This is a genomic window from Pseudochrobactrum algeriensis, assembly GCF_018436245.1.
In the GTDB taxonomy this organism is placed as follows: Bacteria; Pseudomonadota; Alphaproteobacteria; order Rhizobiales; family Rhizobiaceae; genus Pseudochrobactrum; species Pseudochrobactrum saccharolyticum.
Window position 1 is genome coordinate 2561240 of the sequence record NZ_CP075361.1, and the last position, 15367, is coordinate 2576606.

The following is a 15367-nucleotide window of genomic DNA, read 5'->3' on the forward strand; positions in this document are numbered from 1 at the left end:
AGCTTAGCTCACCGTATCCAAAGCTGTTTCAATATGGCGGCTGGCATCAGAATGTTCGCGATATTCCTGCTGCCATTGTGTCGGGCCGTTGGATGCGCTGATCTGCACCGCAGTTACCTTATATTCCGGACAGTTGGTCGCCCAGTCCGAGAAATCGGTAGTCACCACATTGGCCTGTGTCGTCGGGTGGTGGAAGGTCGTATAGACCACACCCGGCGTCACGCGATCTGTGACCAGCGCCCGCAAAGTGGTTTCACCGGAGCGGCTGGCGATCTTCACCCAGTCGCCGTCACGCAGACCACGCACTTCCGCATCATGCGGATGGATTTCCAGACGGTCTTCCGCATGCCATGCCACATTTTCGGTACGGCGGGTCTGTGCACCCACATTATATTGCGAGAGAATACGCCCTGTGGTGAGCAGCAGCGGGAAGCGCGGGCCCGAACGCTCGTCAGTTGCCACATATTCCGTGCGCATGAATTTGCCTTTGCCGCGCACGAAATGGTCAATATGCATCACCGGCGTGCCGAGCGGTGCTTTAGCATTACACGGCCACTGTACGGAACCTTCACGTTCCAGCAATTCATAGGACACATTGGCAAATGTCGGTGTGGTCATGGCGATTTCGTCCATGATCTGCGACGGATGCGTATAGTTCCAGTTCAGCCCCATTGCACGGGCCAGATTCTGCGTCACTTCCCAATCGGCATAGCCGTTGGTTGGTGTCATCACCTTGCGCACGCGGTTGATACGGCGTTCCGCATTGGTGAAAGTGCCGTCCTTTTCGAGGAAGGTCGAACCCGGCAGGAAAACATGAGCGAAATTAGCGGTCTCATTGAGGAACAGGTCCTGCACCACCACACATTCCATCGCTTCCAAACCAGCAGCCACATGACGGGTATCCGGATCGGACTGCAGAATGTCCTCACCCTGAATATAGATGCCCTTGAAGGTGCCTTCCACCGCCGCATCCAGCATATTCGGAATACGCAGACCCGGCTCATCCTGCAGGATCACACCCCAGATATTTTCATAAATCTCACGGGTTGCAGGATCAGAGATATGACGATAGCCCGGCAATTCATGCGGGAATGAGCCCATATCACAGGAGCCCTGCACATTGTTCTGACCACGCAGCGGGTTCACACCCACGCCCTTGCGGCCGATATTACCGGTGACCATCGCAAGATTGGCAATCGCCATTACAGTGGTGGAACCCTGACTATGCTCGGTTACACCAAGACCGTAATAGATTGCACCATTACCACCGGTTGCAAACAGACGGGCTGCACCGCGCACTTCCTCCGCCGGAACACCGGTCAGCAGTTCCACAGCCTCAGGGCTGTATTGCGGCTGGGATACGAATTCCACCCAATCGCGGAACTCTTCATTCTCGCAACGCTCACGGATGAAAGCATCATCCTGCAGGCCTTCCGTTACGATCACATGCGCAAGCGCAGTCATGATTGCCACATTGGTACCCGGACGCAGCGCCAGATGATGTGCTGCCTCAATATGCGGTGAACGCACCAGATCAATACGACGCGGATCAATCACGATCAGCTTGGCACCTTGGCGCAAACGCTTACGCAGTCGCGAACCGAATACCGGATGGCCATCGGTCGGGTTGGCGCCGATCACCATCACCACATCGCTATGTTCAACACTGTCAAAATCCTGCGTCCCCGCAGAGGTACCGAAAGTCTGGTTCAGACCATAGCCGGTCGGCGAGTGGCAAACACGTGCACAGGTATCGACATTGTTATTGCCGAAACCGGCGCGGATCAGTTTCTGCACAAGAAAGGTTTCTTCATTGGTACAGCGTGATGAGGTAATACCGCCGATGGAATTGCGCCCGTACTGTGTTTGCAAGCGTTTAAATTCGCTCGCCACACGGCCATAGGCTTCGTCCCATGACACTTCGCGCCAAGGATCGGTGATCTTTTCACGGATCATCGGCTTGAGAATACGGTCTTTATGATGGGCATAACCGTAAGCAAAGCGGCCTTTAACGCAGGAGTGACCACGATTGGCCTTACCGTCTTTATACGGCACCATACGTACCAGCTCTTCGCCGCGCATTTCCGCTTTGAAGGAGCAACCGACACCGCAATAAGCACAGGTGGTAACTTTGGAATGTTCCGGCTGACCGATTTCGATCACTGATTTTTCCGTCAGTGTTGCCGTCGGGCAAGCCTGTACACAGGCACCACAGGACACACATTCCGAGCCCAGAAAGCTCTCATGCATGCCCGGAGATACACGGGAATTGAAACCGCGTCCTTCAATGGTCAGTGCGAATGTGCCCTGCACTTCCTCACAAGCACGCACGCAGCGTGAGCAGACAATACATTTGGACGGATCATAGGTGAAATACGGATTGCTCTCGTCTTTCGGCATCCATTTCGCATTCAGCGCACCGTCATTGCGGCCTTGTTTGAACACGTGGTTCGCACCGTCCTGACCATAACGCACATCACGCAAGCCCACAGCACCGGCCATATCCTGCAATTCGCAGTCACCATTGGCCGCGCAGGTCAGACAGTCCAGCGGGTGATCGGAGATATAAAGCTCCATCACGCCTTTGCGCAAAGATTTCAGACGGCCGGTCTGGGTATGAACCACCTGACCTTCCATCACCGGCGTGGTGCAGGAAGACGGCGTACCGTTTCGGCCTTCAATCTCCACCAGACACAGACGGCAGGAACCAAATGCATCCACCATATCGGTGGCGCAAAGCTTCGGAATGGCAATGCCGGCTTCCATCGAAGCACGCATGATTGAAGTGCCTTCCGGCACAGTCACCTGATTACCGTCGATGGTCAGGGTCACCATTTTCTCAGAGCGCGATGCAGGTGTGCCGTAATCGATTTCTTTAATTAAGCTCATCTTCTGTCACTCCTATTCCGCTGCCTGCACGAAAGTCTGGCTTTCAGGGCGCGGGCGAAAATCCTCTTCAAAATGCGTCAGGGCACTCATCACCGGATAAGGGGCGAAGCCGCCAAGCGCACAAAGGGAGCCGAATTTCATTGTCTGGCAAAGATCTGTCAGAATTTCGATCTGCGTCTCTGGCTCTGAACCCTCTGCAATTCTGTCGATCACTTCAACACCGCGTGTCGAGCCAATACGGCATGGGGTGCATTTTCCGCAGGATTCAATGGCACAGAATTCCATCGCAAAACGCGCCTGCTTCAGCATGTCTGCCCGATCATCAAAGACCACAAGACCGGCATGACCGATCAGACCATCTTTGGCAGCGAAGGCTTCATAATCAAACGGCGTATCGAATAATGCGCGCGGGAAATAAGCCCCCAGAGGTCCGCCGACCTGAACTGCCTTAACCGGACGGCCGGTTGCGGTACCGCCACCGATATCATCGACAATCTCACCCAGTGTCAGACCGAAAGCGGTTTCAAACAACCCGCCATATTTAACATTACCGGCAATCTGCAACGGAATTGTACCACGGGAACGCCCCATACCAAAATCACGGTAATAGGCAGAACCCTTGTCCATAATCACCGGAACAGAGGCCAGCGAGATCACGTTATTGATCACGGTCGGTTGGCCGAACAAGCCTTTATGGGCAGGCAATGGCGGCTTGGCGCGCACCAGTCCGCGTTTGCCTTCAAGGCTTTCCAGCAGAGCGGTTTCTTCACCGCAGACATAAGCACCGGCACCGGTGCGCACTTCCATATCAAAGGCGAAACGTGAGCCCATCACTGATGCGCCCAGCACACCGGCTTTACGGGCAATCTCAACGGCCTGTTCCATCATCGCAATCGCATGCGGATATTCGGAACGCGTATAGAGATAGCCTTTGGTTGCACCCACTGCGATACCGGCAATCGCCATCCCTTCAATGAGTACGAAAGGATCGCCCTCCATAATCATACGGTCGGCAAAAGTACCGCTGTCGCCTTCATCGGCATTACAGACAATATATTTGCGTGCGCCTTGCGCATCGTGAACGGTTTTCCATTTGATACCGGTCGGGAAGCCCGCGCCACCGCGACCGCGCAGACGGGATTCCGTGACCTGCGCCACAATATCTGCAGGCTGCATGGCAATCGCGTTTTCCAGACCTTTCAAGCCGTCATGGACGCGGTAATCATCCAGCGACAAAGGATCGGTCAACCCGCAACGGGCGAAAGTCAGGCGGGTTTGTTTTTTGAGAAACGGGATTTCTTCGGTCAGTCCCAGCGACAGTGCATGGTCTTTGCCCTCAAGCAGACCGCTGTCAAACAACGAGGCCACATCAGACACATCCACAGAGCCATAGGCCATGCGGCCTTTGCTCGTTGCCACTTCAACCAGCGGCTCCAGCCAGACCATACCACGGGAGCCATTGCGCACCACTTTGATATCCAATCCGCGCTTAACAGCTTCACCGGCAATCGCATACGCCACTTCATCGGCACCAAGCGCCAAAGCGGCAGCATCACAAGGCACATAAATCGTCACACTCATGCCCGTGCCTCCGCGATCATTCGTTCTGCTTTGCCTTCATTCAGGCGACCGATCAGCCGGTCATCCACTTGCGCCGCAGGCGCACAGGCACACAGACCAAGACAATAAACCGGCTCAAGCGTGATTTTACCGTCGCCGGTTGTTTCACCCCAGCCGATACCGAGCAATTTTTGCACCGCTTCTGCCACGCGGTCGCCGTCCATAGACTGGCAAGCCTCAGCGCGGCACAACCGGATCACATGGCGACCGGTCGGCGATGCGCGAAAATCGTGATAAAAAGTCATAACGCCGTGCACTTCTGCGCGCGACAGGTTCAGTGCCTCGGCAATCAGCGTCAGCGTTTCAGCCGGTACATAGCTGAATTCTTCCTGTATGGCGTGCAAGACAGGAAGCAGCGGGCCCTCAATGGCTTTATACTCATTGATAACATCTATCGTGCGCTCGGCGACATCAGACTTTTGAGATGACGTACCTGCGCTTCTGGTAAAAACTGAATCCAAGCCTGACATTGACGTCAAAGCCTCCCGCATTATTTATATATCTCTTCCCCAACTTAGAAGAGATCAAAACTGCCTTTCTTATTCAATAGGGTAAAACCGTTGGTCGATAGAAAAAATCTATCAAGTGAGCGGCATCATGATACGGGATAAAGCACGAGCTTCATGCAGCAAAGCCGCAATCAGCGGCGTATGCGGTTCACGCTGCGCGGCAATCAGCCCAACACTATGGCTGGCCTGCGGCTCAACAATCGGAATTGAGCGGATCGGCTCGCTAAAGCCCAGAATCTGGGAAAGATTGAGCGGCATGATGCTTGCCCATTTGCCTGTACGGATATGGGAAAACAACACAATCATCGAATTGGATTCCAGTGTCGGCTGCACGGTTACACCAGCCTGCGCCAGATGTTGATTGATAATACGACGGTTCTGCATATCGCTTGTCAGCAAACAAAGCGGCAGGCCTCCCACTTCTGCCCATGTGACACTTTCACGCTCCGAAAGCTGACTGCCAACCGATGTAATCAGCTGATAGCTCTCGCGATAGATCGGCACAGCGGTAACTTTTCCAAGCGGCTCATTGTCCAGATAGCTGATTCCGGCATCAATATCGAAATTATCCAGAGCCGCCAGCACTTCAACAGAGGTGCGGGAAATGACTGTAAAAGTCACATCCGGATGTTTTTCGCGAAAAGGCGTCGTCAATTGTGAAACCATGGCCAGTGCGGTGGGAATTGCCGCAATACGGATATGTCCGCCAAGACCAAAGCGCGCCGCCCGCATTTCCTCTTTCATCGTCCGCGCATCACCGACAATGCGCCGCGCCCATTCCAGCACGCGCTGCCCTTCCGGTGTCAGCCCCTGAAAACGGGAGCCGCGCTGCACCAGCATAACGCCAAGAGTATCTTCAAGCTGACGAATACCAGCAGAAAGTGTCGGCTGGGTAATGCCACAATCCTCTGCCGCTTTGCCAAAGTGCTTTTCCCGCGCAAGCGCAATGAAATATTCCAGCTTGTCGATCATGGTGTTCCCCGTTATTTTCTGCCCTGTTATATGCAATAATATATGAGCGGTACAATCAACCGCTCAGAACTATGCCTGCGGATACAGGCGGAGACAGCTTTTGGCCGAGACCCAGCCCCTTAAAAAATCGCGCTTGCAGAAAAATCTCATGGTCTTGAGTGGCACCGCGATTGCATTGGCTGTGACATGGGCCAGCCTGGAAATTCTCGACAAAGCCTTTCCGCCACCATTGGAGGTTGTCAGTCAAACATCCAAAGAAGTGATGGATCGCGATGGCAATCTGCTGCGTGCCTTTGCTATTCCGTCCGGTCACTGGCGGCTCGCTACCACCCATAAAGATGTCGATCCGCAATTTATAGACATGCTGATTGCCTACGAGGATCAGCGTTTTCGCGACCATGGCGGCATTGATCCCCGCGCTATGGGGCGTGCGGCCATACAGCTTGCCAGCCACGGGCGCATTATCTCCGGCGGCTCCACTCTGTCGATGCAGGTTGCGCGCCTGATTGAACCGCGCACGGAGCGCTCCTTTATTGCCAAATTTCGCCAGATGCTGCGCGCCGTGCAAATCGAGCGCCGTCTATCAAAAGAAGAAATCCTTGATGCCTATCTGACGCTTGCGCCTTTCGGCGGTAATCTTGAAGGTATCCGTGCTGCGAGCCTCGCCTATTTCGGCAAAGAACCGCGCAGGCTCACAACCTCGGAAGCAGCGCTGCTGATTGCCCTGCCACAATTGCCCGAGCGCCGCCGTCCCGACCGCTATCCTGACAATGCCCGTGCCGCCCGTGACCGTGTGCTGAACCGCTTGGCCGTAGTATCGCTGATCGGCAAGGACGAGGCCGACCGTGCCGCACATCTGGCGGTGCCAAAGCGTCGCTTGGCCATGCCGGCGCTTGCGCCGCATGTCAGTGAAGCCGCATTGCGCAAAGATAGCCAAGCCAATGTGCATCATGTGACGCTCAAGCGCTCGGTGCAGCAGGCACTGGAAACCGTGGCAATGGATTCCGCCAAACGTTTTGGCCCTAAAATCTCCGTCGCCATGGTCATGGCCGATGCGGTAAGTGGCGAAATTATCGGTGAAGTCGGCTCCTCGGATTATTTTGATTCCAGCCGCTCTGGCTGGATTGATATGACCAATGTGCAGCGTTCACCGGGTTCGGCACTCAAACCTTTCATTTTCGGACTGGCTTTTGAAGATGGTCTGGTGATGCAGGAAACCATTATTGAAGACCGGCCGACCAATTTCTCCGGCTATCGCCCGCGTAACTTCGATATGAGCTATCAGGGCGACGTGACGGTACGCGAGGCGCTGCAACTCTCGCTCAATGTGCCATCCGTCCGCCTGCTCGACAGTGTCGGTGCCACACGCCTCATGGTGCGGATGCGCCGCGCCGACATTAAAACCACATTGCCACCCGGTGAAACACCGGGTCTGGCTATTGGTCTTGGCGGGCTTGGCATCAGCCTTAAAGATCTGGTGCAGCTTTACACCGGCCTTTCCAATCGCGGTAAAACTACCGTCATTTCCAATGGCGTGGATGACCGTATAAAAGATGACAAAAGCGCAATCTCCGGTGAGCCGCTGCTGCAACCCGCAGCCGCATGGCAGGTGGCTGATGTACTTGCGGGTGTTAAACCGCCGCTGGGGTCACTCCAGCGCGGCCTCGCCTATAAAACCGGCACCAGCTACGGCTATCGTGATGCATGGTCTGTCGGTTTTGATGGCCGCTATGTGCTGGGTGTCTGGGTTGGCCGTGCCGATAATGGCGCCGTGCCGGGTTTGAGTGGTTATGGCTCCGCCGCTCCTATCCTGTTTGAAGCTTTTTCCAAATCCGGTGTCGGCTTTACCCCGCTTGCAGCCCCACCGGTCGGTACAATGCGGCTACGCCAATCCGAGCTGCCGGTATCGTTGCGGCGCTTTACACCCTATCTCGCACCACTAGTCAGTGCGTCCGTACGGGAATCCGCACCGCAAATCCTGTTTCCGCCGGAAGGTGCGCGGGTTGAGCTGACCAACCAGCCTGACGGCACCACCGCACCGCTGGCATTGAAAATGCAGGGCGGCCGTGCACCGTTCATCTGGCTGGCCAATGGCAAGCCGCTGGATAAAGCCTCACGCAAGCGCTCCGGCCTCTGGCAACCGGATGGTGCAGGCTATTCCACACTGACCGTGATTGACGCGGTTGGCCGTGCCGCCAGCGTACGCGTCTTTATCGATTAGAACTAAGCTCATACCCGCATATCATCACGCCCGTAATGCACTTCGCATTGCGGGCGTTTTTATGTGATGAATTTCGATTCCGCACAGCTGCAACTTATTACCAAACGCACAATGCTAAATATAAACATATATTTATCTGCGATAGTTTTATTCGTGATTTAGCAAAATTACGCAAAAATATTCTAATAAAACTTAATTCGTAGACGAAACTTCCTTGTTATCGCATACCATTCTGTGAAGAATATACTCACACAATCCGCCTGCCTCCGTTTGAGAGAAAACAGGTATGAGATTTGTGAGGCAAAACCGTTAAGCGAGACACCGCTTAATGACCAAAATTATAAGGAAAACAGCAATGTCGTTGTCAGATATCGCCCGCGTCAAAACCTTAATTTCGCGCCGCACCGGCATGAAAATGATGCTGCTTTCCGCTGTTGCCATGAGCGTTGCATTTGCTGCACCTCTGTCGGTTCAGGCACAGGACACAACTATCAAAGTCGGCATCATGGGTGGTGAAGACGAAGATGTGTGGAAAGTTGTTGCTGAACAGGCTGCAAAAGAAGGCCTCAAAATCGAAACCGTCATTTTCAACGATTACACCCAGCCGAATGAAGCGCTGGAGCGTAAAGAAATCAATGCCAATGCATTTCAGCATGAGCCATATCTGAATGAGCAGATCAAACAGCACGGTTACAAAATTTCCGTTGCCGGTTACACTGCCCTCTGGCCAATTGGTATTTATTCCCGCAAAGTTGAAAAGCTGGAAGATCTGAAAGAAGGCGCAATCGTCGGCGTTCCGAATGATCCGACCAATGAAGGCCGTGCCCTGCGCGTACTCGAAAGCAAAGGTCTGATCAAACTCAATCCGGATGCAGGTATTCTTGCAACTCCGATTGATATTGTTGAGAACCCGAAAAAGCTTGAAATCAAAGAACTGGATGCCGGTGTTGTCGGTCTTTCCATTGATGATCTCGATGCAGCTATCGTCAACAATAACTGGGCAGCCAAATCCGGTCTGGATCCTGTAAAGGATGCTATCGGCTGGGAAGCAAAGGAAAACAATCCTTACCGCAACTTCATTGCCATCCGCACTGAAGACAAGGATGCAGCATGGGTGAAACCGCTTGTTGCAGCTTTCCAGAACGAGCCGGTGAAAGCAGAACTCGACCGTGCTTATAAGAGCACAGGTATTCCTGCCTGGGAATAAGAGCTGTCAAACCAAGCTTAAACCGCGCATAGTAACGGTCCGGATTTATCCGGACCGTTTTGCACTCTGAGCATTGCCATTTTGCTCCGTTATTATTGCCTCAATTTAAAGAAAGAGCTCGAGCATTTTCATTTTAAACTAACTCTTTGAAAATGCTCTATCTACTTGTTTTTACGCGCATTTTTTCCGAAAACCGCTTCGCATTTTTCGGGATGCGCTCCAGAGGATAAAGTGAATACTTCAGTTCCAACAAAGAATATGCAGCAAAAGCTGCCTTCCGCATCCGGTCAGCCTCCCGTGACCGGTGACGAAGTAGTTAAACTCTCCAATATTAAACGTATGTTCGGCACAACACCTGCCGTGGATGATATTTCTCTCTCGGTTCAGCGCGGTGAAATTCTCGGCATTATCGGCCGCAGCGGCGCGGGCAAATCAACGCTGATCCGCTGCCTCAACGGTCTGGAACGGCCGGATAGCGGCTCGGTCATCATTGAGGGTCAGGAAATCACCGGCCTCACTGAAAGCCAGTTGCAGCCGGTGCGTCGCCGTATCGGCATGATTTTCCAGCACTTCAATCTGATGTCGGCCAAAACCGTAGCGCAGAATATTGCCCTGCCGCTCAAAATTGCCGGCATTGCCAAGCCGGAACGCCAGAAAATCGTTGCTGAATTGCTGGAACTGGTCGGCCTGTCAGAACGCGCGCAGCATTATCCGGCACAGCTTTCCGGCGGTCAGAAGCAGCGCGTCGGCATTGCCCGTGCGCTTGCAGCCAAACCAAGCCTGCTCTTGTCGGATGAGGCAACCTCCGCTCTCGATCCGGAAACCACCCAGTCCATTCTGGCGCTGCTGAAAGACATCAACCAGAAACTCGGCCTGACCATTCTGCTGATTACCCATGAAATGGATGTCATCCGCAAAATTGCAGACCGTGTGATTGTGCTGGATCACGGGCATATTGCCGAAGAAGGCCCAGTCTGGGAAGTTTTTGCACGCCCGAAAGCCGATACGACCAAAAGCCTGCTGAAAATGCTGACCCCTGCGCTGCCGGACAGCATTGCCGCGCAACTGACACAGAACCCGCAATCAGCCTCGGAAGCGATTATCCGTCTGCGCATCTCCGGTGAAGCCGCACGCAGACCACTGATCAATGATATTGCCGCCGCTTCCGGCCTCAATGCACGCCTTGTTCATGGCGGTATTGATACGATTCAGGGAGAGCCGGTCGGCACATTATTCCTTGGCCTCCCCGCCCATGACCAGTCAGCTTTGCAAAAGGCTGTGGGTTTTCTGAAGACAATTTGTGATGAAACGGAGGTTGCCGGATATGTTTCAGTTCCTGACACCCGCAATGCTTGATCTGCTCTGGCGCTCGTTAGGCGAAACCCTGATTATGACGGGTTTCTCCAGTTTCTTCACATTGCTCTTCGGCCTGCCGCTTGGTCTGTTGCTGATCCTGACAGACCGTAACGGCCTGCTTCAGAATATTCCGGTTAATCGCGTTATCGGCGCGGTGGTTAATGCGTTCCGTTCGGTACCATTCATTATTCTGCTGGTTGCCCTCATCCCGTTCACACGCCTGATTATGGGTACAGCACTGGGCACATGGGCTTCCATCGTGCCGCTGTCGATTGCCGCTATCCCTTATTATGCCCGTATGGCTGAAGTATCGCTGCGTGAAGTTGACCACGGCCTGATTGAAGCTGCCCGCTCCATGGGTGCAAGCCGCTGGACGATTATCAAGGAAGTACTGATACCGGAATCCATGCCGGGTCTGATCGCAGGCTTTACAGTTACCATCGTCACGCTGATCGGTGCATCCGCAATGGCCGGTGCGATTGGCGCAGGCGGTCTCGGCGACCTTGCTATCCGCTATGGCTATCAGCGTTTCAACTATCCGATCATGGCCGCTGTTGTTGCCGTTCTGATCGTGTTTGTCTGCCTGATCCAGTGGATCGGTGACCGGCTGGTACAAAAAGTCGATAAACGCGTCGTTAAACGCTAGAGCATTTCCAGCAAAAGTGCGCAGCAGTTTTGCGTAGGATACTGCGAGAAAATAAAAGTTTAGAGCGGTTCCGCTCTAAATACAGAAGGCCGGTGAAAACCGGCCTTTTCTTTATCTATTTGGAAAGTCAGCCGTGTTTCTCATGAACGCCGACTTCGACCGTATTACCGTCCGGATCAAAAACCAGAGCCGCGAAATAACCCATTTCTTTCGGCCCCTGATAGGACGGTGCACTGCTTTCCCGCCCGCCGGATCTGAGCGCAGCCTGATGAAAAGCCTCAACCTGCTCATGACTTTTGGCGCTGAATTTAAGGTGTAAATGCTGACCCGGCTGTGATGCAGAATCTGCACCATTTGCAGATTCTGCCGCAACAATCCGCAAGAATGGCAGAGGACTGCGGGCATTCCCGCTGACAAAAAACAAATTATCCGCCGTCTGCAACACCCTAAGCTCCAGTGCAGCCATGCTGCCGGAGTAAAACTGGTAGGATGCCGGAATATCCCGGCTCTCAAAGCCTATATGGTCGAATAAAGACATAGGCAATAATATAGAGAGCTTCAGAAATAAGAAAAGAGCCGCCGGATACTGAATCCTGCGGCTCTTTAACTTACTATGCTCTGTCTATATAGGGCTGAACAATTACCGTGTACGGCTCAGACCATCCTTGGCAGGCTTATATTGCGGATCAAGCTGCACCGCGCGGGCATAAGAAGCCGCTGCACGTTTCTTGTCACCGCGATGCTCATAGACCAGCGCCTGATTGGCCCAGCTTTCGGCAATCTTGTCATCCAGCCCGATAGCCGTATTGAAATCATCAAAGGCATTGTCATAATCACCGAGCGCCGCATAGGAAATACCGCGGCCATTATAAGGCTCCGGCGCATTCGATTGCAGAGAAGCCGCAGCAGAGAAATCCTCAATCGCCTGCTTGTGCTGACCGCGCGCCTGATAGATCAGACCACGATTGTGATAGGCACGACCGTCAGTCGTATCCAGCTGAATTGCACGGTTGAAATCCGTCATCGCTTCATCCAGACGTCCTGCCTGACGATAGACATTACCGCGTCCGATATAGGCTGCATCATATTGCGGATTGATCTGAATGGCGCGACCATAATCCTGCACAGCCGCCGCATCATTTTTCAGATAGCGCTGGATCAGCGCGCGATTGGCATAGGCCTGATAATAATTCGGATCGAGCTGAATGGCCGTATCAAAATCCTTCATCGCCTCGCGATAGCGCCCTGCTTTACCATAGGCCGAGCCGCGCACATTATAGCTTTCAGGATTACGCGGATTGCTCTGAATGACGGTTGTCAGCGAACCGATATTTTCACTGGAACCCTGCGCAAGATCAACCGGCGTAAGCATGGAATTGGAAGTGCTCTGGCAGCCCGCCAAAGCCAGAACTGCACAGGATGCCGCAACCAGCAAACCTTTATTCAAAGAAAGGCGCTGTTCACGCAAAGTCAATTTCACACTTGCCAAAGATCCCATTCGCGCACTCCTCAAAGGCAGTCTAGTAGCCTGAGATTCCGGCCTGTACTTTGCACAATATCTGGCGGAAAATGGTAAGACTGCATATATTTTATGACATGCCAATGCACTCAGCCCATACAGAAAAAGGCGGAAGTGAATACTCACCCCACCTTAAAGCTGTTTTCCAGCGATGCAAACATATCTGTATGGTCAACTTTTACAATAAAGCTTCATATTACATCAGTTTTCAAAAACCGGCATAATAAGCCTGAAAAGCTGGCCTGAACGCAAAGCAAAACGCATGATCCTGAGATCATGCGCTGCTTAATCAGTATATCTGATCAGAAACGACGCAGCCTATAGCCACGCGTTCAGTCTGATTAACCGGTCGCCAAGCGACCCGTTAATTAGCGGGCCGCTACGCGACTTGTTACTTAACGAGCCGCTACGCGGCCGCCGCCTACCAGACCTTCACGCTGTGCGCGCTTACGAGCCAGCTTGCGTGCACGGCGAACGGCTTCAGCCTTTTCGCGGGCGCGCTTTTCAGATGGCTTTTCATAATGACCGCGCATTTTCATTTCGCGGAAAATACCTTCACGCTGCATCTTTTTCTTAAGAGCGCGGAGAGCCTGATCAACATTATTATCGCGTACGAGTACCTGCACGTGTAATCCCGTTCCGTTTCGGTTAGATTTTTCAGTTTAGCCTGAAGGCACCGGTGAGCCCCGAAGAAAAAACAGTCTGGCAGTTCCGGTAAAGGAGCCGTCTTATGGCTGAGAAATCTTAAGACTTCGCAACGGCCTTCCGATGCAAATTCGAGTGCCGTTTAACAGTATCCGGCGCGATTGTCCACACAGAATCCGTAACACAGCGCCCGATCAGGCCTTATCAACCTCATTATTACAGTTTTAACCGTAAAAATCACGTTTTATTTGCATTTATCGCTGCGGACATTGCATTGGTTTTAATCTGCAAATGCAAAATCTACCCCGTATTTCACAGAGATTCTCTGTCGCTTTTTCCGCTAAATTTCAAGCGGAATGAAGTGAGTCCTTCGCAATAATACCCTGTCGCAATACGGAGGCTTTTCAGCAAACAAAAACCGCATGATACGCCATAACCCGTCGCAAAATGGCAAAGTCGGTGTCGGCATATGGTTTAACTTTAAACCAACAGGCGGAAAAAATCTTCCGCGCCCAGATAAGGGGACATTATGCGTAAGTTTTCAGTATTTGCAGTTGCCCGTGAAGCACTGCGCGGCAACAAAGGCTGGGAGCCGCAATGGGCTTCGCCGGAACCGCGCGCTCACTATGATGTGATTATTGTCGGCGGCGGCGGGCACGGTCTGGGTGCCGCCTATTATCTGGCCAAAGAACACGGCATCACCAATATTGCAGTACTGGAAAAAGGCTGGATCGGCGGCGGCAATACCGGCCGTAACACCACCATTATCCGCTCCAACTATCTTTATGAAGAGAGCATGAATATCTATGAGCATTCGCTCAAGATGTGGGAGAACCTGTCGCAGGATCTCAACTACAATGTGATGTTCTCACCGCGCGGTGTATTGATGCTGTCGCATAATATCCATGACAAACAGTCCTTCAGCCGTCACATCAATGCCAACCGTCTCTATGGCATCGACAATGAATGGCTGACACCGGAACAGGCCAAGGCCTATTGCCCACCACTGAACATTTCGCAGAATTCCCGCTATCCGATCAATGGCGCAGCCTTGCAGCGTCGCGGCGGCGTTGCCCGTCACGATGCGGTGGCATGGGGCTATGCCCGTGCGGCCTCAGACCGTGGCGTCCACATCATCCAGAATTGCGAAGTACTGGGTATTCGCCGCAATGCAGACGGCAGTGTCAGCGGTGTTGAGACCAATCGCGGCTTTATCGGCGCCAAGAAAATCGGTGTCTCCGCCTCCGGCCATTCCTCGGTCATCATGAATATGGCCGATGTGCGTGTGCCGCTGCAAAGCTCCCCGCTGCAGGCACTGGTTTCGGAACCGATGAAACCGATTGTGCCATGCGTGGTCATGTCCAATGCGGTGCATGCCTATATTTCCCAGTCGGATAAGGGCGAGTTCGTCATCGGCGCCGGCACGGATCAGTATAACTCTTACTCCCAGACCGGCGGCTTGCAGATCATCACCCATACGCTGGATGCTATCTGCGAATTGTTCCCGATGTTCCGTCGCGTGAAAATGATGCGCCAATGGGGCGGTGTGACTGACAACACCGTTGATCGTGCACCGATCCAGAGCAAAACCCCTGTGCCGAACTTGTTCGTCAATGCGGGTTGGGGTACCGGCGGCTTCAAGGCGACACCGGGTTCTGCCCATTTGTTCGCCCATCTGATCGCCCGTGGCGAACCGCATCCGCTGGCTGCCGGCTTTACACTGGATCGCTTCCGCACCGGCCGTCTGATCGACGAAGCAGCAGCAGCAGCCGTAGCCCACTAA

Annotated in this window: 12 protein-coding genes; 5 read left to right on the forward strand and 7 right to left on the reverse strand. The window is 53.3% G+C overall.

Annotated features, from left to right (window positions below):
• Positions 1-3 precede the first annotated feature (3 nt).
• The 4 genes from fdhF to KHQ09_RS13875 all read right to left on the reverse strand — a co-directional run bounded on the left by fdhF (position 4) and on the right by KHQ09_RS13875 (position 5990).
• Positions 4-2889 (reverse strand): formate dehydrogenase subunit alpha, encoded by a 2886-nt coding sequence (gene fdhF, locus KHQ09_RS13860; RefSeq protein ID WP_213598834.1) that lies wholly within the window; start codon positions 2887-2889, stop codon positions 4-6.
• Positions 2890-2901: 12 nt separating this feature from the next.
• Positions 2902-4470 carry a formate dehydrogenase beta subunit gene (locus KHQ09_RS13865; protein ID WP_213598837.1) on the reverse strand — a complete coding sequence of 523 codons (1569 nt, stop codon included), beginning with the start codon at positions 4468-4470 and terminating at the stop codon, positions 2902-2904.
• The gene (locus KHQ09_RS13870; protein ID WP_213598839.1) at positions 4467-4979 is read right to left on the reverse strand and encodes a formate dehydrogenase subunit gamma; all 513 of its coding nucleotides are present in this window, start codon (positions 4977-4979) and stop codon (positions 4467-4469) included. Before KHQ09_RS13870 ends, KHQ09_RS13865 begins: the two co-directional genes overlap by 4 nt.
• 111 nt (positions 4980-5090) lie before the next feature.
• On the reverse strand, positions 5091-5990 hold the full coding sequence (locus KHQ09_RS13875; protein ID WP_213598841.1) for a LysR family transcriptional regulator: 900 nt from the start codon (positions 5988-5990) through the stop codon (positions 5091-5093).
• 148 nt (positions 5991-6138) lie between these two features.
• Here KHQ09_RS13875 and pbpC point away from each other — a divergent pair, with 148 nt between their 5' ends.
• The 4 genes from pbpC to KHQ09_RS13895 all read left to right on the forward strand — a co-directional run bounded on the left by pbpC (position 6139) and on the right by KHQ09_RS13895 (position 11420).
• Positions 6139-8211 carry a penicillin-binding protein 1C gene (pbpC, locus tag KHQ09_RS13880; RefSeq protein ID WP_213598843.1) on the forward strand — a complete coding sequence of 691 codons (2073 nt, stop codon included), beginning with the start codon at positions 6139-6141 and terminating at the stop codon, positions 8209-8211.
• A gap of 355 nt (positions 8212-8566) precedes the next feature.
• The gene (locus KHQ09_RS13885; protein WP_116088857.1) at positions 8567-9418 is read left to right on the forward strand and encodes a MetQ/NlpA family ABC transporter substrate-binding protein; all 852 of its coding nucleotides are present in this window, start codon (positions 8567-8569) and stop codon (positions 9416-9418) included.
• 258 nt (positions 9419-9676) lie between these two features.
• A complete protein-coding gene (locus tag KHQ09_RS13890; RefSeq protein WP_213600021.1) occupies positions 9677-10774 on the forward strand; it encodes a methionine ABC transporter ATP-binding protein in 1098 nt (365 codons plus the stop codon).
• Entirely contained in the window at positions 10755-11420 is a 666-nt protein-coding gene (locus tag KHQ09_RS13895; protein ID WP_122092538.1) for a methionine ABC transporter permease, read from the forward strand. The genes KHQ09_RS13890 and KHQ09_RS13895 overlap by 20 nt, the downstream gene beginning before the upstream one ends.
• A 127-nt stretch (positions 11421-11547) precedes the next feature.
• Here the strand turns inward: KHQ09_RS13895 and KHQ09_RS13900 are convergent, their stop codons facing one another.
• From KHQ09_RS13900 to rpsU, 3 genes are all read right to left on the reverse strand, one after another.
• The gene (locus KHQ09_RS13900) at positions 11548-11958 is read right to left on the reverse strand and encodes a VOC family protein (RefSeq protein WP_213600022.1); all 411 of its coding nucleotides are present in this window, start codon (positions 11956-11958) and stop codon (positions 11548-11550) included.
• Positions 11959-12060: 102 nt separating this feature from the next.
• Positions 12061-12918: a tetratricopeptide repeat protein gene (locus tag KHQ09_RS13905; RefSeq protein WP_022712515.1), complete on the reverse strand. Its 858-nt coding sequence runs from the start codon at positions 12916-12918 to the stop codon at positions 12061-12063.
• A 416-nt stretch (positions 12919-13334) separates the two neighbouring features.
• Positions 13335-13565: a 30S ribosomal protein S21 gene (gene rpsU / locus KHQ09_RS13910; protein ID WP_022712514.1), complete on the reverse strand. Its 231-nt coding sequence runs from the start codon at positions 13563-13565 to the stop codon at positions 13335-13337.
• 548 nt (positions 13566-14113) lie between these two features.
• On the opposite strand from rpsU, the gene KHQ09_RS13915 reads away from it, so the two are divergent.
• A complete protein-coding gene (locus KHQ09_RS13915; RefSeq protein WP_213598845.1) occupies positions 14114-15367 on the forward strand; it encodes a sarcosine oxidase subunit beta family protein in 1254 nt (417 codons plus the stop codon).